Annotated in this window: 23 protein-coding genes; 13 read left to right on the forward strand and 10 right to left on the reverse strand. The window is 65.6% G+C overall.

Translation table 11 applies throughout. From position 1 onward, the window contains the following. Window positions 1-131: 131 nt before the first annotated feature. On the forward strand, window positions 132-1,337 hold the full coding sequence (locus CHB87_RS01345; RefSeq protein WP_089406583.1) for a response regulator: 1,206 nt from the start codon (window positions 132-134) through the stop codon (window positions 1,335-1,337). 336 nt (window positions 1,338-1,673) lie between these two features. On the opposite strand, the gene CHB87_RS01350 is transcribed toward CHB87_RS01345, so the two are convergent. Together CHB87_RS01350 and CHB87_RS01355 are read right to left on the reverse strand one after the other, a co-directional pair. Next, window positions 1,674-2,447, reverse strand: coding sequence for a septal ring lytic transglycosylase RlpA family protein (locus CHB87_RS01350; protein ID WP_089406584.1), 774 nt, complete (start codon window positions 2,445-2,447; stop codon window positions 1,674-1,676). 2 nt (window positions 2,448-2,449) lie between these two features. Beyond that, window positions 2,450-2,689, reverse strand: coding sequence for a hypothetical protein (locus CHB87_RS01355; protein ID WP_089406585.1), 240 nt, complete (start codon window positions 2,687-2,689; stop codon window positions 2,450-2,452). 190 nt (window positions 2,690-2,879) lie between these two features. Between CHB87_RS01355 and CHB87_RS01360 the strand changes: the two genes are divergently transcribed. From CHB87_RS01360 to prmC, 3 genes are all read left to right on the forward strand, one after another. Next, window positions 2,880-3,761, forward strand: coding sequence for a hypothetical protein (locus CHB87_RS01360; protein WP_142988155.1), 882 nt, complete (start codon window positions 2,880-2,882; stop codon window positions 3,759-3,761). A gap of 63 nt (window positions 3,762-3,824) precedes the next feature. Further along, entirely contained in the window at window positions 3,825-4,733 is a 909-nt protein-coding gene (locus tag CHB87_RS01365; protein WP_089406587.1) for a hypothetical protein, read from the forward strand. A gap of 17 nt (window positions 4,734-4,750) precedes the next feature. Continuing rightward, the gene (gene prmC / locus CHB87_RS01370) at window positions 4,751-5,599 is read left to right on the forward strand and encodes a peptide chain release factor N(5)-glutamine methyltransferase (protein WP_089406588.1); all 849 of its coding nucleotides are present in this window, start codon (window positions 4,751-4,753) and stop codon (window positions 5,597-5,599) included. 135 nt (window positions 5,600-5,734) lie between these two features. Here prmC and CHB87_RS01375 read toward each other — a convergent pair whose 3' ends face one another. Next, entirely contained in the window at window positions 5,735-6,322 is a 588-nt protein-coding gene (locus CHB87_RS01375) for a MerR family transcriptional regulator (RefSeq protein ID WP_089406589.1), read from the reverse strand. Window positions 6,323-6,540: 218 nt separating this feature from the next. Between CHB87_RS01375 and CHB87_RS01380 the strand changes: the two genes are divergently transcribed. The 7 genes from CHB87_RS01380 to CHB87_RS01415 all read left to right on the forward strand — a co-directional run bounded on the left by CHB87_RS01380 (window position 6,541) and on the right by CHB87_RS01415 (window position 12,605). Further along, complete coding sequence (locus CHB87_RS01380; protein ID WP_245817755.1) at window positions 6,541-7,185, forward strand: hypothetical protein; 645 nt, start codon at window positions 6,541-6,543, stop codon at window positions 7,183-7,185. Window positions 7,186-7,208: 23 nt separating this feature from the next. After that, window positions 7,209-7,919 carry a hypothetical protein gene (locus tag CHB87_RS01385; RefSeq protein WP_089406590.1) on the forward strand — a complete coding sequence of 237 codons (711 nt, stop codon included), beginning with the start codon at window positions 7,209-7,211 and terminating at the stop codon, window positions 7,917-7,919. 47 nt (window positions 7,920-7,966) lie between these two features. Next, window positions 7,967-8,533: a bifunctional pyr operon transcriptional regulator/uracil phosphoribosyltransferase PyrR gene (pyrR, locus tag CHB87_RS01390; protein ID WP_245817756.1), complete on the forward strand. Its 567-nt coding sequence runs from the start codon at window positions 7,967-7,969 to the stop codon at window positions 8,531-8,533. 239 nt (window positions 8,534-8,772) lie between these two features. Continuing rightward, window positions 8,773-9,741: an aspartate carbamoyltransferase catalytic subunit gene (locus tag CHB87_RS01400; protein ID WP_089406592.1), complete on the forward strand. Its 969-nt coding sequence runs from the start codon at window positions 8,773-8,775 to the stop codon at window positions 9,739-9,741. Then, the gene (locus CHB87_RS01405; RefSeq protein WP_089406593.1) at window positions 9,738-11,042 is read left to right on the forward strand and encodes a dihydroorotase; all 1,305 of its coding nucleotides are present in this window, start codon (window positions 9,738-9,740) and stop codon (window positions 11,040-11,042) included. The genes CHB87_RS01400 and CHB87_RS01405 overlap by 4 nt, the downstream gene beginning before the upstream one ends. A 3-nt stretch (window positions 11,043-11,045) precedes the next feature. Beyond that, window positions 11,046-11,573 (forward strand): DUF1697 domain-containing protein, encoded by a 528-nt coding sequence (locus tag CHB87_RS01410; protein ID WP_089406594.1) that lies wholly within the window; start codon window positions 11,046-11,048, stop codon window positions 11,571-11,573. Between the two features lie 126 nt (window positions 11,574-11,699). Then, window positions 11,700-12,605 carry a hypothetical protein gene (locus tag CHB87_RS01415; protein WP_245817757.1) on the forward strand — a complete coding sequence of 302 codons (906 nt, stop codon included), beginning with the start codon at window positions 11,700-11,702 and terminating at the stop codon, window positions 12,603-12,605. A 160-nt stretch (window positions 12,606-12,765) separates the two neighbouring features. Here the strand turns inward: CHB87_RS01415 and miaA are convergent, their stop codons facing one another. The 4 genes from miaA to CHB87_RS01430 form a co-directional block, all read right to left on the reverse strand. Next, window positions 12,766-13,689 carry a tRNA (adenosine(37)-N6)-dimethylallyltransferase MiaA gene (miaA, locus tag CHB87_RS01420; protein WP_089406595.1) on the reverse strand — a complete coding sequence of 308 codons (924 nt, stop codon included), beginning with the start codon at window positions 13,687-13,689 and terminating at the stop codon, window positions 12,766-12,768. An 11-nt stretch (window positions 13,690-13,700) separates the two neighbouring features. Then, entirely contained in the window at window positions 13,701-13,829 is a 129-nt protein-coding gene (locus CHB87_RS22705) for a hypothetical protein (protein WP_281252289.1), read from the reverse strand. Window positions 13,830-13,916: 87 nt separating this feature from the next. Continuing rightward, a complete protein-coding gene (locus CHB87_RS01425) occupies window positions 13,917-14,894 on the reverse strand; it encodes a transaldolase (protein ID WP_089406596.1) in 978 nt (325 codons plus the stop codon). Window positions 14,895-14,990: 96 nt separating this feature from the next. Beyond that, window positions 14,991-16,151, reverse strand: a complete 1,161-nt coding sequence (locus tag CHB87_RS01430) for a fibronectin type III domain-containing protein (protein WP_142988156.1) — start codon at window positions 16,149-16,151, stop codon at window positions 14,991-14,993. 140 nt (window positions 16,152-16,291) lie between these two features. On the opposite strand from CHB87_RS01430, the gene CHB87_RS01440 reads away from it, so the two are divergent. Next, window positions 16,292-17,113 (forward strand): helix-turn-helix domain-containing protein, encoded by an 822-nt coding sequence (locus tag CHB87_RS01440; RefSeq protein ID WP_089406599.1) that lies wholly within the window; start codon window positions 16,292-16,294, stop codon window positions 17,111-17,113. Window positions 17,114-17,170: 57 nt separating this feature from the next. Here CHB87_RS01440 and CHB87_RS01445 read toward each other — a convergent pair whose 3' ends face one another. Further along, the gene (locus tag CHB87_RS01445) at window positions 17,171-18,088 is read right to left on the reverse strand and encodes a polysaccharide deacetylase family protein (RefSeq protein WP_089406600.1); all 918 of its coding nucleotides are present in this window, start codon (window positions 18,086-18,088) and stop codon (window positions 17,171-17,173) included. 76 nt (window positions 18,089-18,164) lie between these two features. On the opposite strand from CHB87_RS01445, the gene CHB87_RS01450 reads away from it, so the two are divergent. Continuing rightward, a complete protein-coding gene (locus CHB87_RS01450; RefSeq protein WP_089406601.1) occupies window positions 18,165-19,238 on the forward strand; it encodes an aromatic ring-hydroxylating oxygenase subunit alpha in 1,074 nt (357 codons plus the stop codon). Between the two features lie 12 nt (window positions 19,239-19,250). On the opposite strand, the gene CHB87_RS01455 is transcribed toward CHB87_RS01450, so the two are convergent. Next, complete coding sequence (locus tag CHB87_RS01455) at window positions 19,251-20,120, reverse strand: 2-dehydropantoate 2-reductase (protein ID WP_089406602.1); 870 nt, start codon at window positions 20,118-20,120, stop codon at window positions 19,251-19,253. A gap of 144 nt (window positions 20,121-20,264) precedes the next feature. After that, window positions 20,265-21,914: an ATP-dependent protease ATPase subunit HslU gene (hslU, locus tag CHB87_RS01460; protein ID WP_089406603.1), complete on the reverse strand. Its 1,650-nt coding sequence runs from the start codon at window positions 21,912-21,914 to the stop codon at window positions 20,265-20,267. Between the last annotated feature and the right edge of the window lie 6 nt (window positions 21,915-21,920).

The following is a 21,920-nucleotide window of genomic DNA, read 5'->3' on the forward strand; positions in this document are numbered from 1 at the left end:
CAGTGGAAGTTGAAGGTAAACCCCGGCAGGGGTGCATGCGGTCGTCGGAAAGCCGTGTCCAACGCCCTGGCGGCGATGGATAGACAGCTCTCAGCACGTGATCTCAGCAGCAGGTAAGAGGAAGTGGAAGCATGACTTCAGAGCAGAATGTGCCCGAGGTAGAAGTACACCAGGGACCGCCGCAGGTTGCCCAGCAGGGCTTCAACCATAACGCCGAAAACGATAGCCAGGATGGCGGAGAAGGCTCCGACGTGCCGCATGGCCAGGGCCAGTCCAAAAGCAGCCGCCGGCGCAGACGCAAGCGTAAGGGTAAGTCCACCGACGCGGCGGCCGCAGGCTCGGACGCCACGCCCAGCGCGGAAGGCAGTGGCGACGCGGCTCCCGCCGAGGCCGGCGGCAACCAGCAGCCCGGCCAGGGACGCAGCTTCCAGGCCAATGCCGGCCAGCAGCAGAACGGCAGCCAGCAGAACGGCGCCAATCCCGCGGGCACTAAGCGTTGGAAGAAGAAGAACTTCCGCGAGCGCGACGGTCGCGGCGGCGGCGGAGAGCGCAATCGCGACAACATCGGCAACCAGGCCAGCTCGAACGGCGGCGGCCAGCAGAATCAGGGCGCGGGCTTCCGCGACGGCAGCACGCACCAGCCAGGCAACAACGCCGGCGGATTCAAACGCAAGAACGGCGGATTCGGCAAGCAGCAACAGCAGCGCAACGGCGGTGGAGGCAATGGCGGTTCGCGCGGCGGCTTCGTCGGCCCCATGGACCACAGCTACCGCGTCGTGAACGGCAACTTCGCCGACACACCGCCTTCCACCATCGAGACCGGCGGCAACGGCAACTACGGCGGACGCAGCCGCGGCGGCGGTGGCGGCTACCAGAGCGACTCGCAGCCCATCGACTACTCGCAGGGCCGCACCATTCCGATCCGCGAGGACGCCCCGACGAAGATCTACTTCTTCATCGAGGACCTGTTCTTCCTGGCCAAGATCAGCGAGACGGCGCGCAAGCTGGGCGTCAAGGTCGGCTTCGCCAAGAACGAGAAGGAGCAGATCGCCGCTCTCACCTCGGCGTCGGAGGAAGAGCGTCCCGGCCTGATCGTCTTCGACCTGAACAACGCGAACGCCAAGCCGCTGACGCTGATCCCGAAGCTGAAGGCCAAGCTGAAGAAGAGCACCTCCATCATCGGCTTCCTCTCGCACCTGCAGGGCGACCTGAAGGCCAAGGCGGTCGAGGCCGGCTGCGATACGGTGATGCCGCGCGCGGCGTTCTCGCAGAACCTGCCGAACCTGCTTCGCCGCTACGGCATCGAAGAGGTCGAAGAGGCGAACTACAACCAGTAGGATTTATGCTGGAAGGCAAAGGGGCTGCGAGATATCTCGCAGCCCTTTTGTTTGCTGCGCCCGGATTGCCGGGTATCCAGCCCCCCGCAACAGGCGCCTGTCATCCTGAACGAAGTGAAGGATCTGCTTTGGCTTTTGTCGTTGCCTCTTCATGCTCTAGTCAGAGCGGAAAACAAGCAACAGCAAGAACAAAAGCAGATCCTTCGGCTACGCTCAGGATGACAGGCAGTTGGGGACGCTCGTCAGCAAAGGTAATCCGTTCTAAAAAGCAGGTCCTTCTCTGGGCTCAGGATGACAGGCATTGTGGCAAGGCACTGGACACCTAAGGCAACCGCTCTAGTTCAACCGCACCACATACGGCTCCGCATCCGGAACATGAATTGTCTCGGCGATCTGGTCGGCGTGCTTGCGGTCGGGCGTTGCGGGACTGATGCGGACCCAGTGGCCGGTGGGTCCGGCGAACTCGATCACCTTCGACGGCGCATAGCGGCGCAGCAGGTCGTTCTTCAACTGGACGGCGTCGGCCGGGTCGATGAAGGCGCCGATCTGCACGCACCAGCGGCCGCCGGGGTCGGCGGTGTTGTGCGCGAAGGCCTCGACCTTCACCTTGGCGACTCCCATGCGGTAGAGGCCCGTGGCCTTCGCCGCGCCCAGCGACAGGTCGAGGATGCGGCCGGAGACGAACGGTCCGCGATCCGTAATCTTCACGATCACCGACTGCCCCGTGGCGAGATTCGTCACCCGGACGGTCGTGCCCATGGGCAGCGTGCGGTGCGCGGCGGTCATTGCGTTCTGGTCGAAGACGGAGCCGTCGGCGGCCTTGCGGTTGGTATAGGGTGGTCCGTACCAGCTCGCCATGCCGATCTCGGTGGAGATGGGTTTGCCGGTGAGGTCGTCGGGCGGCAGCACGGGCTTCGGCTTCGCCACGCCGGCCTGCGCGGCAGGCGCGTTCGGCGGCGTCTTTGCCGGGGCGCGGCGCGCGGGAGGCGGCGGGGGAGGCGGCGCGTAGACCTCCGCCTTATGGCCGCAGCCAGCGAGCAGCAACGCCGCGCCGGCCAGCGAGGCCAGCGGCAGCGTGCGTGCGGCTGCGAGTTGGAGGCGGGGGCGCATGGTCAGTATTTGGGCGGGCCGGGCGGCGGCGGTGGGGGCGCGGCGTTGCGCTCGTCCATCCGCTGGGCAAGCCTTTGCAGCTCCGCGGCGGCGGCGCGCAGGGCTTCCGAGCCGTTGCGCCGGACATCCGGCACCACCTCGTCGTTCACGTAGGCGATGACGCGCTTCAGATCCTCTTCGATCTGCGCGCCGGCCTCGCGGAGACGCTGCTCCCACGGCTGTTTCGGTGTGTCGAATGGCATGGCGGAACCCTCTCAATCACAGTATTGAGGAGGGGATACACGCTTGTCTCGGCAATCTGACGCGCAGCGCCAAGGTGGTAACGGCGCATGGCCATACAACAGCGACGCAAATGTGCGCGTCTGACCTAAGAGTCAGTAATCAGGCAACTTATTCCGTCACCGGAAACTCACCAAGATCGAGGCACGTTCATTGAAACACAACACTAAGACCCGCGCACGTTTTGCCCACCTTTACAGCAGGTACGGAGAGGCTGCGTTGATGGGCGCGCTGGTGCTCGCCGCAACACGCTTCGGCTCGGCTCAGACTACGGCCCAGAGTTCCGTTCAGCCAGAGAATCAGACGGTTGCCGAGGTCACGCTGCCGGATTCGCCCGGCTTTACCGTGTCCGGTCCATCCGCGCCCGCGCCTGTCTCCATCGGCGCCTCCAGCAGTCTCTTCACCAACGAAGAACTGGAGGATATGCAGACGACGACGCTTGCGCCCACGCACAAGACCGGCCACGTCGCCGGCGTGCATGACAAGTACATCAATCCGGGCGACGTCGCGCCTCACCTGACGGTCTTCGACAAGGTCATCCTCGGCGTGAAGCACACCGTGCTGCCGATCTCCGCCACCGGCTGGGTGCTGGCCGCGAGCTACGAGCAGATCACCAACAGCAGCCCGAACTACGGGCAGACCTTCAAGGGATTCAGCCAGCGGCTGGGCGCATCCGCCGCGCGTGGCGTCTCGGAAGGCGTCTTCAGCGACTCCGTGCTGGCCTCGGTGCTCAAGGAAGATCCGCGCTACTACCGCCTGGGCAAGGGCAAAAATCCCTTCAAGCGCATCGGCTACGCGGCCACCCGCACCCTCTTCACCCGCACCGACGGCGGCGCCAGCACGGTGAACTTCAGCCTGCTGGGCGGTAACCTTGCGGGCGCGGCCATGACTCAGGCCTACTACCCAGCGATCAACCGCGGCTTCGGCGAGGTCGCCGAGACCTTCGCCGGATCGGTCGCCGGCTCGGCCTTCGGCTTCGTCATGGCCGAGTTCCTGCCGGATTACTTCCACGGCTTCCATCGCAACCAGCAGTAAGACGGCACAACAAAACGGCAGTCCGCACGTCATAAATCTACAGATGCGTACGTGGGGGCGGTCATGCGCACGGGCTGGTTGGGGATCTTCGGACTTGCGTTCGCCACCAGCCTCTGCGCCCGGAATCTTCAGGCCCAGACGCTGCCGGCGAGCTACGATGTCCCCAGCTCGACCGCGCTGACCCTGCATCTGCGGCAGCCGGGCGACGAGGTTCCCGATGGTCTGCCCGACGCGCCCAGCGCCGTGCTGGCCGCGAACCCCGTTCCCTGCAAGCCACCGGCAACCACCGAGGCCGAGCAGGCGGAGCAGGCCAGGCAGCCGCGGACCGTCCCCTGCGCGCCCGAGAGCCCGTACCACCGCTTTCTGAACTCGAAGACGCCCGTACCGCTGACGCCCCTGCAGAAGGGCAAGCTCGCGCTGCACAGCCTGCGCGATCCCTTCAACGCGCTGACCATCGTCGGCAACGCGGCATACACCATCGGCAGCAACCCGCGCACGGCCTACGGTCCGGGGTTGAAGGGCTTCGGCAAAGACATCGGCTACAGCTACCTGCAGGACGCCACGGGCGAGTTCTTCGGCACCTTCGCGATTCCCTCCGTCACGCACGAAGACCCGCACTATCACCGCATGCCGCACGCGAGCATCCCGCGCCGGCTGCTGCACGCCGTCTCCCGCACGGTCATCGCGGAGAGCGACTACGGCCGCTCCATGCCGAACTACTCCACGCTGCTCGGCAACCCCATCTGCGCCGAGATCTCGAACCTCTACGTGCCCGGCGTCGCGACCAACGGGCCGTCGACCATGAAGCGCATCGTCACCGGCTACGCGACCGACCCCATCGGCAATGTGATCACGGAGTTCCTGCCCGACGTAGCGAGCCACATCCACATCCAGATTCTCTTCGTGCAGCGCATTCTGAACCAGGTAGCCGCGCCGTCGAACAACTCCACCGGCTCGACCGGCCTGCCGTAGCGGTTATTCTCAAGAGCATGATCACTGTGGAAGAGGCGCTGCGGCGCGGCGTCAGCCAGCTCTCCGCGCGGCCCGAACTGCGCGAGACCGCTCTGCAGGATGCGGCGCTGCTGCTGATGCATACCCTCGGCGTCACCCGCGCCACTCTGGTCGCGCATCCCGAACGGCGCTTCACCACGGAGGAGCAGGTCGCCTACCAGGCGATGCTGCAGCGCCGCGTCGTATTCGAACCGCTGCAGTACATCCTCGGCGAGCAGGAGTTCTACGGCCTGCCCCTGAAGGTGACGCCAGCCGTGCTGATCCCGCGGCCCGAGACCGAGCACCTCGTCGAAGCCGTCCTCGCCCGGCTGCCCAAAGATAAGCCGGTGCGGATCGCCGACATCGGCACAGGCTCGGGCGCGATCGCGATTGCGCTTGCCCACCTGCTGCCGCTGGCCGAGGTCGCCGCGCTCGATCTCTCCCCTGCCGCGCTCTCCATCGCACGGGAAAACGCCATTCGGCATGGCGTGCAGGATCGCATACGGTTCATCGAGTCCGACCTGCTGGCGGCGGTTGCGGGAGAGCGCTTCGACGCCATCGTCTCGAACCCGCCCTACATTCCGTCGGCAGACCGCGAAACCATGCACCCGCAGGTGACGGAGTTCGAACCCGCCGGCGCGCTCTTCGCCGAAGACGATGGCCTGGCGGTCTACCAGCGGCTGATCCCGCAGGCGGCGCAGTCGCTTGAGCCCAGCGGCCTGCTGGCGATGGAGTTCGGCTTCGGCCAGAGAGATGCGATTGCGGAACTCTTGTCCGGGTGGGATGCGGTGGGGTTCATCGACGACCTGCAGGGGATTCCGAGAGTGGCGCTGGCGCGGTGGCCCTGAAACGCCTGTCATCCTGAGCGCAGCGAAGGACCTGCTTCTTGCCCAGAGCGACCTCGCTACACCGGGCAGAAAGCAGATCCTTCAGCTTCGCTCAGGATGACAAGTTTGTGGGAGACCGATGACGCAGCACAATCCCTAGCTCTCGTTCGGCTCGGACTCCGGCAGCGTATCGAAGAGCCGGTCGAAGGAGTCGTAGAGCGAAGGCGTCTTGGGCTTCGGGAAGGCCTTGACGGTAGCTTTGGGCGCGGGCCTGGTCGCAAACGGCGCGGGCGCGGGGCGTCCGCCGCGGATGGGCTGCACGCTGGGCTTGGCCGGCGGCTTCGAGAGCAGCGTGTAGAGGTCGCGCAGATCCTTCTGCAGCTTGCGCAGCGGCGCGGCGTCCACCGTGGACGGACCCGTATCCGCAATGCCAAGCGCCAGTTGCGGCTCTTTGGAACCGCGCAGCTCGGTCTTCAATGCCTGCCGCGCGCCGGGAATGGTGTAGCCCTCGTCATAGAGCAGCGTCTTGACGCGCAGCGCGGTTTCGACGTCGCGCCGGCGATAGAGCCGCTGGCCGGTGCCGCCCTTGTTGGGCTTCAGTTGCGGGAACTCGCCCTCCCAGAAGCGCAGCACGTAGGCCGGGACATCGCACAGCTTCGCCACCTCCCCAATCCGGAAGTAGAGCTTGTCCGGGATCTCCTGGGTCGGTGCGGGACGCTTGCGGATTGGCTCCTGCTGGGCCATACGAGGGTGCTCCGGGGCGCGGCGCTTGACGCATCCGCCCCACCAGTATAGGACAGCGTTTCGCAAGCAAAACAATGGATGATGCGGAGTTTTTCGGCGGAACCCAGGCGCATACCCTTTGCAAAAAATATCTCTTCCTCGCGTCGCTACGTTTTTCTGGAACCTTCCTCCAGGTTTCCGCGTACAGTTCTGAGGAAGCGGAGGAATCGAAGATGCGCATGCAGACGCTTGTGGCAGCAACCCTGATCGCCGGAGTCTCGATGATGGCAGCGGGATGCCGCGTCGACGAGCACAAGAATGGCGAGAACCAGGACGTCAAGATTGCGACGCCCTTCGGCGGCATGAGCGTGAAGACCAACGACGCCGGCGCCATCGACGGCCTCGGGCTGCCGGTCTATCCCGGCGCCACGCCCGTGAAGACCGACGAGGATGGCGATCACAGCAACGGCAGCGCCGACGTGAACATGAGCTTCGCCGGCTTCAGCCTGAAGGTGAAGGCCGCGCGCTACCGCACCACCGACTCGCCCGAAAAGGTGATGGACTTCTACCGCAAGGCGCTCGGCCGCTACGGCGTCGTGCTGGACTGCGTGAATAACCGCCCCACCGGCGAACCCAGCAAGACCCCCGAGGGTCTGACCTGCGCCGAAGACGGCAAGAAGAAGCACGTCTACACCGTCGCCGGCTCGTCGAGCAAGCATGAGCTGAAGACCGGCTCCGAGCAGCATCAGCACATCGTCGCCATCGACCCCGACGGCGCGGGAGCGAAGTTCAACATCGTGGCGCTCGACCTGCCCGGCCACATCTCCTTCGACTCCGACGACGAGAAAGACAACGGCAAGAACGGCAAGGAAAAGGTCCAGTAGCGCACAGTCGCTACAATGGAGAGATGAACAACCTCTGCCACCGCTGCAGTGGCGAGCTGACCAGCCGCGACGGCGCAGCGAGCTTCTGCCCGCACTGCGGCGCGACCCAGCTCTACCTGCTCGACCACCTGCTCGAGGATGTACCGGCCGACAGCCAGACCACCGGCGCGCCGCCGCCGCCCGGCGTACCCGGCGCCGGACGTCTGATCGAGTGGCAGACCGTCATCCAGTCGGCGGCCTTCGTCGGCGCGGTGGCGGCGCTGCTCTGCGTGGTCAGCATGAAGGTGGCGGTCTTCGGCATGCTGGGCTTCCTGTGGGTGGTCTCGGGCTCGGTGATCGCCATCGGACTCTACCAGTCGCGGCGGCCCGCGGCGTATATGGATGCGGCGACGGGCGCGCGCATCGGCGTGGTCGTCGGGCTGATCGTCGCGGCGGCGCTGGGCGTGGCGATCGCAATCGCGGGCGTCGTCTCGCGCTACGCGCTGCACGGCATGGGCGAGTTCGACGCGACGCTGCGCACCCTGCTGCAGACGCTCATCCATCAGACCCAGGCGCAAAGCCAGGGCCAGCCCATGCCGGACGAGATCGTGCGTTACATGTTCTCGCCCGAGTTTCGCGCGGCCTGGATGCTGACCGTGATGACGACGCTCGGCGTGGGCGTGCTCGTCATGTCCACCCTCGGCGGCGCCTTTGCCGGCTTCCTGCGTACGCGTCCGCGCGTCATCGAGGGCTGATATCATCACAGTCGACAGCGTGAAGAAAGAGTCCCCCAGAGCGAATCATGAGCGAAAAGAAGATTCAGAAACTGCGTGAGAAGGGCCGCCTGATGTCGGCCTCGGAGATCGAACGGACCCTGGTGCGCCTGGCGCACGAGATCGTCGAGAAGAACGACGGCAGCTCGAACGTCGGGCTGGTGGGCATCAAGCGGCGCGGCGTGCCGCTGGCGCAGCGGCTGGGCGCGTTGATCGCGAAGATCGAAAAGCAGCCGGTCGACACCGGCGTGCTGGACATCAGCTTCTACCGCGACGACCTTTCGACGACCGGCGTCCGCCCGACCGTCACCCCCGGCGACCTGGGCTTTGACGTTACGGGACGCGATATCGTGCTGATGGACGACGTGCTCTACACCGGCCGCACCATCCGCGCCGCGCTGGACGCGCTCTTCGACCACGGACGTCCCAAGAGCGTGCAACTGCTGGTGCTGATCGATCGCGGCCACCGCGAGCTGCCCATCGAAGCCACCTTCGTCGGTCGCAATGTGCCAACCTCGTCGCGCGAGATCATCGAAGTGAAGCTGCGCGAGATCGACAACGACGAGCAGGTACTGCTGATGGAGCTGGTGGATTAACCTTTGTTTTCTTTGGGGTGGAAGCATGGGGCTTCAGCCCCGTGAAACAGATCCCTGATAGGACAAGGCTTTAGCCCTCGGTTTCAGTCTGGGTCGCGAGAAGGCCCAGGGCTAAAGCCCGGATCATTGACCGCTTTTTCGTGGGGCTAAAGCCCCACGCTTCCACCGAACCCATACCGCCCGTCATCCTGAACGCAGTGAAGGACCCCTGTATTTTGCCCGGAGTGGCGACGATCCTGATGGAAGGCACCTTTCAAACCTCCCCCTACGCGCCCGGCTCGCTCATCACCGTCGCCAGCCTCTCCGTTGCCGAAACCTCCAGCATTCTAAGCACCACAGCGAAGCTGGCCGCGATGCCCGCAGCCGAAAAAGCCACGCTGCTCGCCGGCCGCCGCATCGCGCTGCTGTTTTACGAGTCCAGCACGCGGACAAGAACCTCGTTCGAGCTGGCGGCGAAGTCGCTCGGCGCGACGACCACGCTGGTCAGCGACAAGTCGTCCTCCATCGAGAAGGGCGAAAGCCTGAAGGACACCGGCCTTACCCTGCGTGCGCTCGGCGCGGAGTGCATCATCCTGCGCCACAACGCGGGCGGCGCGCCCTTCGTGCTGGCCCGGACGACCGGCCTGCCGGTGCTGAACGCCGGCGACGGCATGCACCAGCACCCGTCGCAGGCGCTGCTGGACCTGCGCACGATTCTGACGCGGCTCGGCCTCGACGCTACGCGCGTCGACGAGACCAGTCTGAAGGGTGTGACCGTCACGATCACGGGCGACATCCGCCACTCGCGCGTCGCACGGTCGAACGCCATGCTGCTGCCGCGCCTCGGCGCGAAGGTTCTGCTCTGCGGCCCGCCGGAGCTGCTGCCCGAAGAGGCGCTGACGCTGGGCGAAGGCGTCGAGATCGTGCGCGACTTCGACACCGCTTTACGACGCAGCCAGGTCGCCATGATGCTGCGCATCCAGCGCGAACGCCTCGCCGGACTCGAACTCGACTTGACCGAGTACACGACAAACTACCAGTTGAACGAAGACCGGCTCGCACGTTGCGCGCCCAAGGCGCTGGTGATGCATCCCGGCCCGATGATTCGCGGCCTCGAGATTCAGGGCGAGGTGGCCGACGGCCCGAACTCAGCGATTGAGGATCAAGTCGGCCACGGTCTCGCCGTACGCGCCGCCCTGCTGGTCCGGGCGCTGGGAGTGGAGTTATGAGCGAACTTTTGATCCTGAACGGTCGCCTGGTCGATCCCGCCGCCGGAATCGACGAGCCGCGCGACCTGCTGGTCCGCGAAGGCCGCGTCGTGGCCGTCGAAACCCCTGGCGCGTTCGCGGCGGTGGAAGCGGCTGAGACTATCGACGCCGCCGGCTGCATCGTCGCCCCCGGCTTCGTCGACGTCCACGTACACCTGCGCGAACCCGGCCAGACCTGGAAGGAGAGCATCGCGACCGGCACTGCCGCGGCAGCGGCGGGTGGTTTCACCACGGTCGTCGCCATGCCCAACACCGTTCCGGTGAACGACACCGCCGAATCGCTGCGCTGGATGCTCGACCCGGCTCGCGGATCGCAGGTGAACCTCTTCGCCATGCCCGCCGCGACGCTCGGCAGCATGGGCGTCACGCTCTCGGACTACGCGACGCTGGCCGCCGCCGGCGCGGTCGGCTTCACCGACGACGGCAAGCCGGTGCTCGAAGACCACGTGATGCGCGCCGCTCTGCTGACCTCCGGGCGGCTGGGTCTGGTCGTCTCGCAACATGCTGAGGACACACGGCTTACCGGCGGATGCAGCATGAACCACGGCGCCGTCGCCTTTCGCCTGGGCCTGCGCGGCATGACGGTCGAGGCCGAGACCCGGATCGTCGAGCGCGACATAAGATTGCTGCGCGAGATCGAGGCCGAAGATGGCGTGCGCGGCCGTCTCCATGTGCAGCATGTCTCGACAGCCCGCGCGATGGATGCCATTCGCGCCGCCAAGGCCGACGGTCTACACGTGACCTGCGAGGTTGCGCCGCACCACTTCACCCTGACCGACGAGGCCATCGGCGACTTTAATACCAACGCCAAGATGAACCCGCCGCTGCGCATCGAGAGCGATCGCCTCGCCATGATCGCGGCCTTGCTGGACGGCACGGTCGACTGCATCGCCACCGACCACGCCCCGCATGCGCGGCACGAAAAAGAGGTCGAGTTCGAACGCGCGCCGAACGGCATCACCGGGCTTGAAACCGCGCTGGGCCTCGCGCTGCGGGTGCTGCACCGCGAACACGGCATGAGCCTCACCCGCGTCGTCGAACTGATGAGCGCGAACCCCGCCCGGATCGTCAAGCTGGGCGGACGCGGCGCGCTCAGCCCCGGCTCCTACGCCGACCTCGCCATCTTCGACGCCGGCGCGGAGTGGAACTACGCTGCCGCCGCTTCGAAATCCAACTCGAAGAACTCACCCTTCGACGGCGCGCCGATGCTGGGACAGGTGCGGGCTACTGTCGTCGGCGGGCGCGTGGTCTTTCGGGGGTAAACCGTGCAACACCTTGCCTTGCTGCGTGGGATCAACCTCGGCGATAAAAACAAGCTGCCCATGAAGGAGCTGGCCGCGATCTTCGCCGCATGCGGCGCGGCAGAGGTTCGAACCTTTCAGCAGAGCGGCAATGTCCTCTTTGCGGCCCACGATCCGACTGCGGTCTCTGGGCAGGTCTTAGAGAAGATCGCCGCGCGCTACAGCTACTCGGGACGCATCGTGCTGCGCTCCAGGGAAGAGCTGCAAGGCGCCGCACGGAACAACCCGTTCGCCCGTGCGGGCGCGCCGGAGAGCCAGTTGTGGGTCTACTTCCTTGCTGAGAGGCCGCGACCCGCGAACCTGAAGCTGCTCGATCCGCTACGTTCGTCGCCCGATGCGTTCGCCGTGCGCGACCGTGATGTATATCTGCATCTGCCCGGCGGCATGCCCCAGACGAAGCTCTCGAATGTCTACTTCGACAAGACGCTCGATACCTTCAGCACGGCCCGCAGCTGGAGCACGGTCGGCAAGCTGCTGACGCTGATGCAGTAGACCTCTGAATTTCGTAAACCTTTTTCTTTGATCGCGTTGCCGCGCAACCGAAACTCTGCATCCCACCTATGGACGGGTGAAGTATCCCCGCACGCTTCCCCCATAGAACGAGAAAGAGGACCGCACGTGAACGCCCAAACCTCCAGCAAGACCTCCATGAAGCTCTCCACTCTCGCCATCGCGCTCGTCCTGATGGCCGGCTGCAAGTCCAAGCAGGACGTCGCAATCGACCAGGCCAAGCAGCAGGCCGCCGCCACCGGTCAGGCCCAGCAGGTCGTCACGACCGACTCCAGCGGAACCACGACCACCACCGTCGTGCAGCCGCCCGCTCCGGGCCAGACGACCCAGCAGATCACCACCACCACGACGAAGAACGGCACAGTCTCGGCCAGCGGCCCGCAGGTCAGCGCCATGGCGCCCGCTCCCAGCAACGGCGCCGCGATGACCGGACCCTCCATGACCGCGGATAACTCCGCTCCGCCACCGCCGCCGGCTGGAACGCCCGTGGTCTCGCCGGTCAACGTCAGCGTGCCCGCCGGCACGACGCTTTCGATCCGGATCAACCAGCACATCAGCGTGAAGACCAGTCGCTCGGGCGACCGCTTCTCGGGCGAGGTCAACACCCCGGTCTCGGTCGACGGCCGCAACATCCTCATCCCGCGCGGCACGCATGTCGACGGCGTGGTGGTGGATTCGCATCGCCGCGGACACTTCAAAGGCCGCTCGATCCTCGAGCTGCGGCTCGTCTCGATGGACCTGAACGGCCAGACCTACCGGCTGGATACGCGCGATAACATTCGCACCAAGAAGGGTAAGGGCAAGCGCTCGGCAGCCTTCATCGGCGGCGGGACCGGTCTGGGTATGCTGGTTGGCGGCGTAGCGACCGGCGGCGTCGGACTGGTGGTCGGCGGTCTGGTTGGCGGCGGCGCGGGCACGGCAGTCGCAGGCCTGACGGGCAATCGGGACATCGAGATTCCGGCCGAGAGCGTGATGAACTTCAAGCTGGCGGACGATCTGGTGGTCCAGCCGTAGTTTGAATTATCCACACACTCCGTCATCCTGAACGGAGCGAAGGACCACCGTATTTGGCTTTTGCTTTTGTCTTTGTTCTGGCTTTATGAGAACAGACAACTGCAAAGACGCAATACGGGGGTCCTTCACTACGTTCAGGATGACGAGCGTTTTTCGCAGGTTATCGTGTTGCATTGAGATGGTTTTGAACGGCGTCCACCGCCTCGGCCAGGATCGCCGGGTCGTCGCCGCAGCCCTTCAACCACAGCACATCCGGCTCGCGGCGGAACCACGTCATCTGGCGTTTGGCGTAGTTGCGGTGGCCCTGGCGAGCCTGCGCGACGGCCTCGTCGAGGGTCATCTCGCCGCGCAGGACGGCGCTGGCCTCGGCGTATCCGAGCGAGCTCAGCGGCCGGCAATCGGCTCCGTAGCGCGCCAGCAGGTCGCGGGTCTCCGCAACCAGCCCACGCTCGAACATCGCTCCCGCGCGGTGGTTGATGCGGTGGTAAAGCTCTTCGCGCGGCGGGTCGAGCCCGATGCGCAGGATGCGGTAGCCGGTGAGCGCCTCGCGGCCCGCCTCCCACTGCTCGGTCATGGGCGTCTTCGCGGCCAGCGAGACCTCGATGGCGCGGATGGCCTTCGGGATGTCGTTCGGATGAATGGCCTGCGCGGCCTTCGGGTCCAGCCGGGTCAGCGTGCGGTGCAGGTGCGCGGCGCCGCGTCGTGCGACTCTCGCTCGCAGCAGCTCCCGCAGCGCGTCGTTGCGCTCGGGCGCGGGGAAGAGTCCGTCGATCAGCGCGCGCAGATAGAGTCCTGTGCCACCGGCGACGATCGGCAGATGGCCCCGGCCGGCGATCCCGGCGAGCGACTCCCGCGCGCGGCGAGCATAGTCGCCCGCCGTGCAGGGCTCGTCCGGCGCATGGGTGTCGATGCCGTGGTGCGGCACCTGCTCGCGCTCGGCAAACGAGGGCTTCGCCGTGCCGATCTCCATGCCGCGATAGACCGCGACCGAGTCGCAACTGACGATCTCACCATCGAACCGCTCCGCCAGCGCGAGCGAGAGCGCCGTCTTGCCGGATGCGGTCGCGCCCAGCAGGACAACCATGGGGGTCTCGGTCACCAAGGGCGCCAGCCTGTTCTTGCGACCGTGAAGAGCAGCGCCGCGACGGCCAGCACCAGCAGAAAGCGGAGCTGGCTGCGGCGCTCGCGGTTCAGGATCTCGCGGGTTGGAGGCTTCAGGGGCATGAGAGAAGAAGCAACAGATCCCTGCGGGAATGACAAACAAAAAGACGGGCGACCCTTGGGCCACCCGTCCTGTTCCATCCAAACGGCTTACTTTAGCTCGGACAGACGCTTCGCCAGCAGCTTTTCGAGGTCTTCGAGCGCCTTCGAGAAGCCCTCGATGCCTTCCTTCAGCTTGTCGTGCGCCATGCGGTCTTCGGCGTGCATCTTCTCGAAGGTCGCCTGATCGATGGTCAGCTTCTCGATGGTGAGCGTCTTCGCCTTCTCGGCGTCGAGCTTCAGCGGCAGCTCGCCTTCGGTCGAGTCCAGCTCGGCCAGCAGCTTGGGCGCGATCGTCAGCAGGTCGGAGCCGGCCAGCTCGGTGATCTCGCCGATGTTGCGGAAGCTCGCGCCCATGACCTGGGTCTTGTAGCCGAACTTCTTGTAGTAGTTGAAGATGGTCGTGACGGACTGCACGCCGGGGTCATCCGCGCCGGTGTAGTCCTTGCCCGTGTCCTTCTTGTACCAGTCCAGAATGCGACCGACGAAGGGCGAGATCAGCGTGACCTTGGCCTCCGCGCAGGCGATCGCCTGGTGCAGGCCGAAGAGCAGCGTCAGATTGCAGTGGATGCCCTCCTGCTCCAGAATCTCGGCGGCCTTGATGCCCTCCCAGGTGCTGGCGATCTTCACCAGCACGCGCTCGCGGCCGATGCCCGCCTTGTCGTACTGGGCGATGATGTCGCGAGCCTGCTCAAGCGTCTTTTCGGTGTCGTACGAGAGACGTGCGTCGACCTCGGTCGACACGCGGCCGGGGACGATCTCGAGAATCTTCTTGCCGAAGGCGACAGCCAGCGTCTTGAACGCAGCCGCGGCGACGTCTTCATTGGACGCACTGGCGCCGAGCGACTCGCGGGCCTCGAGCAGTACGCCATCGACAATGGACTGATACTCGGGCTGGGCCGCGGCGGCGGCGATCAGCGAAGGATTCGTGGTGGAGTCGGTCGGCTTGAACTTCTCGATCGAGTTGATGTCGCCTGTGTCGGCAACGACGGTCGTCACTTTTTTCAGCTGTTCCAGTAGGGTGGACACGGTTTCCTGCTCCTCGTTTTAGCCTTCTCTGCCTTCGTTTGATTCTACGACGGCCCAAAGCGGTGTGACCAATTTTGAGGTTTCTTGCATCGCCAATCAGGGGGTTGCGCGAACCTCGCCGCTGGGTTTGCTCTCGTTGCCGGTCTGATCGACGGCGGTGACGCGGTAGTGAAAGCTGGCGCCCGGGGTCGTCTTGTCCTCGAACGACGTCGGCTCGATCGGCTCGGGCGTCAACCGCGTCCACGCCTGGCTGTTGTCGGCGCGCCGATAGACGACGTAGCCGGCGAGATCGTCCTCGAGCGACGGCGCCCACGAGAGCGCGACGGCGGGACTGTCGCCGAAGCCCGGTATCGCCACCAGCCCGGTGGGTGGACGCGGCGGAAAGACGTCTCGGACGGCGTACTCCACCATTGGCGAGGGCAGGCTGTGCAACTCCAGCTTGTGGCCGGAGAGCGTCACGGTCTGGACGCGCTCGGCGGTGTAACGATAGGTTTCGAGCCGCTTTACGCCGGTGTCGAGCGTGCCGCCGGAGTCGGTGGCTCCGGTCGAGAGATCGACCTCGGCGGGCTCGTCGCGCCGGCCGGGAGCGATGCCGGTCTTCGGCGGTTGCTTTCCTTCAGTTGCGGGAGCCGCCGCGGCCTCGCGATTCACGAGCACCGGCTTCGCGACCACCAGCGTTCGGTGCAGCCGCACCTGCGCCGGAACCGCGCCTTCCGCCGGATTCCACTCCACCTGCAGCCCCTGGCGACGGCCCCGGATGCGCAGACCCGCGACTGCGGGCGGCACGGCGCCGGCAGCCGCGTACGCCGGCGCGGAGAGTCCGGCGGAGCGATTCTTCGCGTTCAACAGCTCCAGCCGGTAGGCCAGCAGGCGCGGCGGATCGGCTTGATGAGACGCGTCGAGCACATCCACCGTCTCGGCCGCGCCGGGTTTCGCGGCAAAGTGCTGCAGCGGCGTGCAAGGCGTCTGGGGCGTAACTCCCTTTGCCATCAACGCCGGAGGCTCCATCCGGCAGAGCACGGCGGACGTCGGCCCCTTGATCGCGAGGCCGTCGGTCGTGTTGGTGGGGTTGGTCCAGTGGAAGATTACTTTTTCGCCAATCCGATCCGCCGTCAGGTTCGTAACTATCTCAGGAAGTCTCAGCGAAGGCGGCTTGGGCGGTCCTGGACTGGCGCAACCCACTGTGAAGATTGCCAGTGAGGCGCCGAGACAACGCGCGCTCCACCGCCGGACCGACCTGATCTGCGAACGCTTCATCCTGATCAGGCTAGCACTCCGGCAGGCGGCCGGGGGGCCGAAGCGGCCCGAGGTTGACGGCAGGGGCAAAAAATAAAAGATTTCACATTCAATAAAAATTTGATAAGGTTGAAACAGCTTTTGATGTCATGAACTCACCTATGCCGACGAAAACCAAATCAGAATCCGAAGATACCCTCCAGCCGCCCCCGGCTTTCCTCGACGCAAACCTCGCCGACCTGACACCGGACGGCCCGCCAAACGACCTGAGCAACCTGCAGGTGGATGGCGAAGCCGCCGAGTCGTTCATCGCCGAGAAGCGCATCGGGGAGCGCATCAAGTATCTGCGGCAGAAGAAGTCGATGGGTCTGGTCGAGCTGGGTCGCCACACCGGCCTCTCGGCGAGCTTCCTGTCGCAGCTTGAGACCGGCCGCGTGGTGCCGACGCTGCGTAATCTCGCGCGCATCGCGATGGTGTTCTCGAAGGATCTGAGCTTCTTCTTCGAGCCGGAGCCCCAAACGCTCTTCCGCGTCCATCGCGCAAAGGATCGGGTACGCCTGCCGCAGAGCGGCGTCGACGAACCGATGTACTACTTCGAAAGCCTGGGGTACCTCGTTCCGGACCGCCAGCTCGATCCGTATCTCGCCGAATTTCAGCCCATGGGCACACGCCAGCCGCGCCCCCACCAGCACGCCGGATGCGAGTTTCTCTACCTGCTCTCGGGCAATCTGGTGCTCCGGCACGGCGAGGCGATGCACCACATCACGCCGGGGGACGCGGTTTACTTCGACGCTACGACGATCCACAGCTACGCCTGCGAAGGCGACACGCCCGCGACCGTGCTGATCGTCACGCTGCAGCACCCGCTGGCGTCGGCGACGCCGGCCAGGCACGGCATCTTCAACTCCGGCAAGGTAAAGAACGGTGCGGCCGCTCTGCCGGTGCGCAGCGAGGCTGCGGTGGTGAAGCGGCGTCCGCAGTAAGCGCCACGGACGGCTGGATGGCGCGGCCAGATGAAGGATGAGATCCGGCTCCGCTTTTCACTTCGCCGGCGCCTTGCAGACCTCGGCCAGCTCCTTCTCCGGTAGATGGTTCGCCGGAAACCGGATCTTGCGCGCCGCCACCTCCTGCTCGATCAGCGTGCCACCGTACTTCAGCGCGATGTCCGGGTCGTGGGCGTAGGCGGGATCGCTCTGCGCCTGCTCCAGCGTCACGAAGGTGAAGCCGTGGCTGCGGTACATGGCGATCAGTTCGGGCAGCATCTTCGCGTCGAAGGCGCCGAGATGCATCAGCAGCACGTATGGAATCTCGTGGCCGTAGACATCCTTCGACAGCCCGCGAAAGAGCGTCATGAACTGCTCCGCCGTGGCCAGGTAGCTGTCGTGCAGATAGGCGATGGACTTGTCGTCGTGCTGCGCCACGCAGCGGGCGTACGGGTCGTTCCAGAGATAGTCGTTGAAGTCCATCGCGGTTTCGGCGATGCGGTAGCGATGCTCGGTCAGCCAGGCGCGGACGGCGCGGCGTTTTTCCAGCGTCTCTCCCTCGTGCAGATAGGGATAACGCAGGTAGCGCCAGTTCTGATCTGGACTCGGCATCAGCGATTCGAGCAGCGGCTCGTTCTTCAGTATGTCGGCCTCGAACTGCTCGGGCGTGGCGGTCGTCAGGTCGATGTGCGACCAGGTGTGGCTGGCGAGCGGCTGGCCTGCGGCGCGCCACGCCTTCAGCACATTCAGAGTTTCGGGCGACTCCTGCACGCGGATGCCGTTGACGAAGCCGTAGGTCGGCGGCATCTTCTCGCGGCGCAGCGTGTCGAGGACGGAGTTCGCGATGTCGATGCGCTTCATCCCCGCGGGCAGCGCGCCATGTGCGGGCAGGTCGTCGAAGGTGAAGGCGATCTGCTGCGCGGCGGCGGGCAGCGCGAACAGAAGCAGGGTGAGCAGAGAGGCGAGCCTAGGCATGAGGCTTCAGTATAAGAGACTCCCGTCGCCATAACCGCCGATTGATTTGCGTGGGCGCCTGCGCCCATAATGTCACATGGCGACCACTTCCTCTTTTGTTCCGGCGTTGAACGTGCTGCCCCCGGCCTCGCCTGCGCTTCCCCGCGACTGCACCTTTTCGGAGTCCGACTGGCGCGCGCTCGCGCCCTTCTGGTACCCGGTGGCGTTCTCGCGCGAGATTACGGACCAGCCGCACGCCGTCAGGCTGTTGGACGAGCGCGTCGTGCTCTACCGGCTCTCCGACGGCTCGGTCTCCGCCGCGCGCGACATCTGCTATCACCGGGGCGTGCCGTTGAGCATGGGTCATGTCGAGAACGACGAGATCGTCTGCAAATATCATGGTCTGCGCTACGACCGCGAGGGCCGCTGCGTCTGCATCCCGGCGCACCCGAACGGCGCGATCTCGCCGCGTTTGCGGCTGGACATGTACACCGCGCAGGAAAGATACGGCCTGGTCTGGGTGCGGCTGGTCGACGACGGCCCGCGTCCGCTGCCCGTGCTCGAAGAGTGGGACGACGCCGACTACCTGCAGGTGCTGCCCGACGCGGTCGACATTGCCGCCGCCGCGGGCCGGCAGATCGAGGGCTTCCTGGATGTCAGCCATTTCGCCTTCGTCCACAAGGAGAGCTTCGGCGAGCCGGAGAACCCGGTCGTGCCGGACTACAAGGTGACGAAGACGGGCGCCGGATTCGTCGCGGACTACATCAGCACGGTCAGCAACTACGCCCATGGCTATAAGCATCTGGGCCCGCCGGACTTCCTCTGGCATCGACGCTTCGAGGTCTACCACCCCTTCACGGCCAAGCTGACGGTGACGTTTCCGGGTGGCGGGCTGCTGCACATTTTGAACGCGGCATCTCCCGTCTCGGCGCGCAAGACGCGGCTCTTCGTGCCGATCTGCCGCAACTTCGACAAGGACGCGCCCATCGAGCAGACGCTGGACTTCAACTACCAGGTCTTCGACGAGGACATTCAGGTTGTGGAACGGCAGTTCCCCGAAGACCTGCCGCTGGACCTGCACGCCGAGGCGCACTTTCCCGCCGATCGCAGTTCGATCACGTACCGCAAGGGCCTGCTGGCGCTGGGGCTCGGCAGGAGCTATACAGCTTAGGGCGCCATCGCACTAGCTCGTCATCGCAAGGAAGAGCGCGACGGCCATGGCGTTCGCCGGCGTGGGAACGCCGTGGAGTTGGCCCAGCCGCACGATCACGCCGTTGCGCGCGGCGATCTCGGTCGGGCGGCCGGCGATGCGGTCGGCGAGCAGCGAGTTGATGGAATCGGGCGAACCGGCGCGCGCGCCTGCCAGTACGCGCTCGGCGAGCGAGTCGTCCAGCTTTGCCCCGGCGGCACGGCCCACGGCGATGCACTCCGCCCCAATGGCCAGCGCCACCGGTCCCAGCGCCTCATCGCGCAGCACGCCAGCGGGCTTCAGCGTCAACGCGGAGACGACGCCCATCGCGTTGATGACGAGCTTGCTCCAGGCGGCGGTGAGGAAGTCATCCGTCAGTTCCACCCGCGCCCTGCTTCCTTGAAACAAGCCGGCGAAAGCCGAGCCCGCCACATCGTTCTGCACCCGCATCACGGCATCCGACCGCTGCAGAACCCTGTCGTAGGTCAGGCGCTCGGCGGGCACGTCGATAACGACCGGCACGATCTGCTCGGGCGCAAGCCAGGCGGCGAAGTTCTCGCGATGTTCCACGCCGTTCTGCACGATGGCGACCTTCGTCTCCGGCCCGACAAGCGATGGGAACCACGCCGCAGCGCCGGCGGCGTCGTAGGTCTTGGTCGCGACGAAGACCCAGTCCTGCAAGGCCGGCTCGGGCTGGGTAAGGTTCTTCGCCTGCACCGTGACATTGCCATCCGGAGTTTCGACCACGAGCGAGGGCAAGGGACGTCGCGTGCAGAGTGTGATCTCATGCGCGCCAGCGGCCTGAAGGAGACCTGCGAGGACTCCTCCGATCGCGCCTACGCCGATGATTGCAACCTTCGCCATTTGTCTATGTTCCTCTTGCTGCGGCGGCACTTCGATCAAGAAGCAGGTCCTTCACTCCGTTCAGGATGACATGGGATCTGTCATCCTGAGCGCAGCCGAAGGACCTGCTTTTGTTCGAGTTAGCAAACATCTAATCCGAGCGAGCTACAAAATATACCGGCTCAGATCCTGGCTCTTGACGATGCCGGCGACCTGCTGCCGCACGTACTCCGGGTCGACGACGATCACCTTCTGGATCGTGCCATCCTCGAGTTTGCGTTCGATCACCGGCAGCGGAGGCGAGGTCGACGGCGGCTCGCCCGTCAGCGAGGCCGACACGCCGACCGAGGCGACGACGCCCTCCTGCGACTCCGTCCGGGGCGACTTGAACAGGTCCGGCGCCTGGAAGCTGATCTCGTCCAGCACCCGCTCCATGATGGTGTGCAGGCGGCGGGCGCCGATATTCTCCGTCGTCTCGTTGACCGTAAACGCGAACTGCGCCATCTCGGCCAGCGCCTCGGGCGTGAACTCCAGCTTCAAACCCTCGGTCTCGAGCAGCGCCGTCGACTGCTTCACCAGCGACGACTTCGGCTCGGTCAGGATGCGGACGAAGTCGTTCACCGTCAGCGATTGCAGCTCCACGCGGATCGGGAAGCGGCCCTGCAGCTCCGGAATCAGGTCGCTCGGCTTCGAGACGTGGAAGGCGCCGGCGGCGATGAAGAGGATGTGGTCGGTCGAGACCATGCCGTACTTCGTGCTGACGGTCGTGCCTTCGACGATGGGCAGAATGTCGCGCTGCACGCCCTCGCGGCTGACGTCCGGGCCGTGGCCGCCCTCGCGTCCGGCGATCTTGTCGATCTCGTCGAGGAAGACCATGCCGGAGTCCTCGACGCGCTCGACGGCGAGCTTCGTGACCTGATCCATGTCGATCAGGCGGCCTTCCTCCTCCTGCACGAGGTAGTCGAAGGCCTCGACGACCTTCATCTTGCGCTTGCGGGTGCGCGGCGCGAATAGGCCGGGCATGATGTCCTTGAGCGACACGTCGGCGTCGTCCTGGCCGGGCGCCGCGACGAACTCGAACGCCGGTTGGTTGCGGTCGCGTACGTCGATCTCGACCATGCGCTCGTCCAGCTTGCCCTCGCGGAACTGCTGGCGCAGCTTCTCGCGGCTGCGCTCGTAGCTGGACTGCTCGCGCGCCTCGCGGTGGTCGTGGCTCTCGGGCTGGTCTGCCGGTGGAGCTTCCGCGGCCATGTGCTCGGGCGACTCCACATCCATCGACGCGGGAAGCTGGATGACGTTCGTCCCCGGCTGCTGGACGGCGGCGGCGGCATTGGCGGCGGTCTGCGCGGTCGACGGCGGCGGCAGCAGCAAGTCGAGCAGGCGGTCCTCGGCGTGCAGCTCGGCCTTGTCCTCCACCTCTTCGAGCTTTTCTTCCCGTACGAGGTCGATCGAGATCTCGACCAGGTCGCGGACGATCGACTCCACGTCGCGGCCGACGTAGCCGACCTCGGTGAACTTCGACGCCTCGACCTTGAGGAAGGGCGAGTTGGTCAGCTTGGCCAGACGCCGCGCGATCTCTGTCTTGCCGACGCCGGTGGGCCCGATCATGATGATGTTCTTGGGCATGATGTCGTCAGCCAGCTCGGGCGAGAGCTTCTGCCGGCGGCTGCGATTGCGCAGGGCAATGGCCACCGCGCGCTTGGCGGCGTGCTGGCCGACAACGTACTTGTCCAACTCCGCGACGATCTCGCGTGGGGTGAGTTCATCGAGCGCGAGAGCCTGATCTTCTGCTGCTCCGGGGAGAAAAATTGCCATGTTGCG

This window comes from Granulicella rosea, assembly GCF_900188085.1.
GTDB lineage: Bacteria > Acidobacteriota > Terriglobia > Terriglobales > Acidobacteriaceae > Edaphobacter > Edaphobacter rosea.

What these genes read in the sequence shown, in the direction of transcription:
- CHB87_RS01375 (WP_089406589.1), bottom strand. Translation starts at nt 6,322, where the DNA reads ATGGCCCAGCAGGAGCCAATCCGCAAGCGTCCCGCACCGACCCAGGAG.
- pyrR (WP_245817756.1), top strand. Translation starts at nt 7,967, where the DNA reads ATGAGCGAAAAGAAGATTCAGAAACTGCGTGAGAAGGGCCGCCTGATG.
- CHB87_RS01365 (WP_089406587.1), top strand. Translation starts at nt 3,825, where the DNA reads ATGCGCACGGGCTGGTTGGGGATCTTCGGACTTGCGTTCGCCACCAGC.
- CHB87_RS01345 (WP_089406583.1), top strand. Translation starts at nt 132, where the DNA reads ATGACTTCAGAGCAGAATGTGCCCGAGGTAGAAGTACACCAGGGACCG.
- hslU (WP_089406603.1), bottom strand. Translation starts at nt 21,914, where the DNA reads ATGGCAATTTTTCTCCCCGGAGCAGCAGAAGATCAGGCTCTCGCGCTC.
- CHB87_RS22705 (WP_281252289.1), bottom strand. Translation starts at nt 13,829, where the DNA reads ATGCCCCTGAAGCCTCCAACCCGCGAGATCCTGAACCGCGAGCGCCGC.
- CHB87_RS01430 (WP_142988156.1), bottom strand. Translation starts at nt 16,151, where the DNA reads ATGAAGCGTTCGCAGATCAGGTCGGTCCGGCGGTGGAGCGCGCGTTGT.
- CHB87_RS01455 (WP_089406602.1), bottom strand. Translation starts at nt 20,120, where the DNA reads ATGGCGAAGGTTGCAATCATCGGCGTAGGCGCGATCGGAGGAGTCCTC.
- prmC (WP_089406588.1), top strand. Translation starts at nt 4,751, where the DNA reads ATGATCACTGTGGAAGAGGCGCTGCGGCGCGGCGTCAGCCAGCTCTCC.
- CHB87_RS01355 (WP_089406585.1), bottom strand. Translation starts at nt 2,689, where the DNA reads ATGCCATTCGACACACCGAAACAGCCGTGGGAGCAGCGTCTCCGCGAG.
- CHB87_RS01445 (WP_089406600.1), bottom strand. Translation starts at nt 18,088, where the DNA reads ATGCCTAGGCTCGCCTCTCTGCTCACCCTGCTTCTGTTCGCGCTGCCC.
- CHB87_RS01440 (WP_089406599.1), top strand. Translation starts at nt 16,292, where the DNA reads ATGCCGACGAAAACCAAATCAGAATCCGAAGATACCCTCCAGCCGCCC.
- CHB87_RS01405 (WP_089406593.1), top strand. Translation starts at nt 9,738, where the DNA reads ATGAGCGAACTTTTGATCCTGAACGGTCGCCTGGTCGATCCCGCCGCC.
- CHB87_RS01380 (WP_245817755.1), top strand. Translation starts at nt 6,541, where the DNA reads ATGCAGACGCTTGTGGCAGCAACCCTGATCGCCGGAGTCTCGATGATG.
- CHB87_RS01450 (WP_089406601.1), top strand. Translation starts at nt 18,165, where the DNA reads ATGGCGACCACTTCCTCTTTTGTTCCGGCGTTGAACGTGCTGCCCCCG.
- miaA (WP_089406595.1), bottom strand. Translation starts at nt 13,689, where the DNA reads ATGGTTGTCCTGCTGGGCGCGACCGCATCCGGCAAGACGGCGCTCTCG.
- CHB87_RS01385 (WP_089406590.1), top strand. Translation starts at nt 7,209, where the DNA reads ATGAACAACCTCTGCCACCGCTGCAGTGGCGAGCTGACCAGCCGCGAC.
- CHB87_RS01400 (WP_089406592.1), top strand. Translation starts at nt 8,773, where the DNA reads ATGGAAGGCACCTTTCAAACCTCCCCCTACGCGCCCGGCTCGCTCATC.
- CHB87_RS01350 (WP_089406584.1), bottom strand. Translation starts at nt 2,447, where the DNA reads ATGCGCCCCCGCCTCCAACTCGCAGCCGCACGCACGCTGCCGCTGGCC.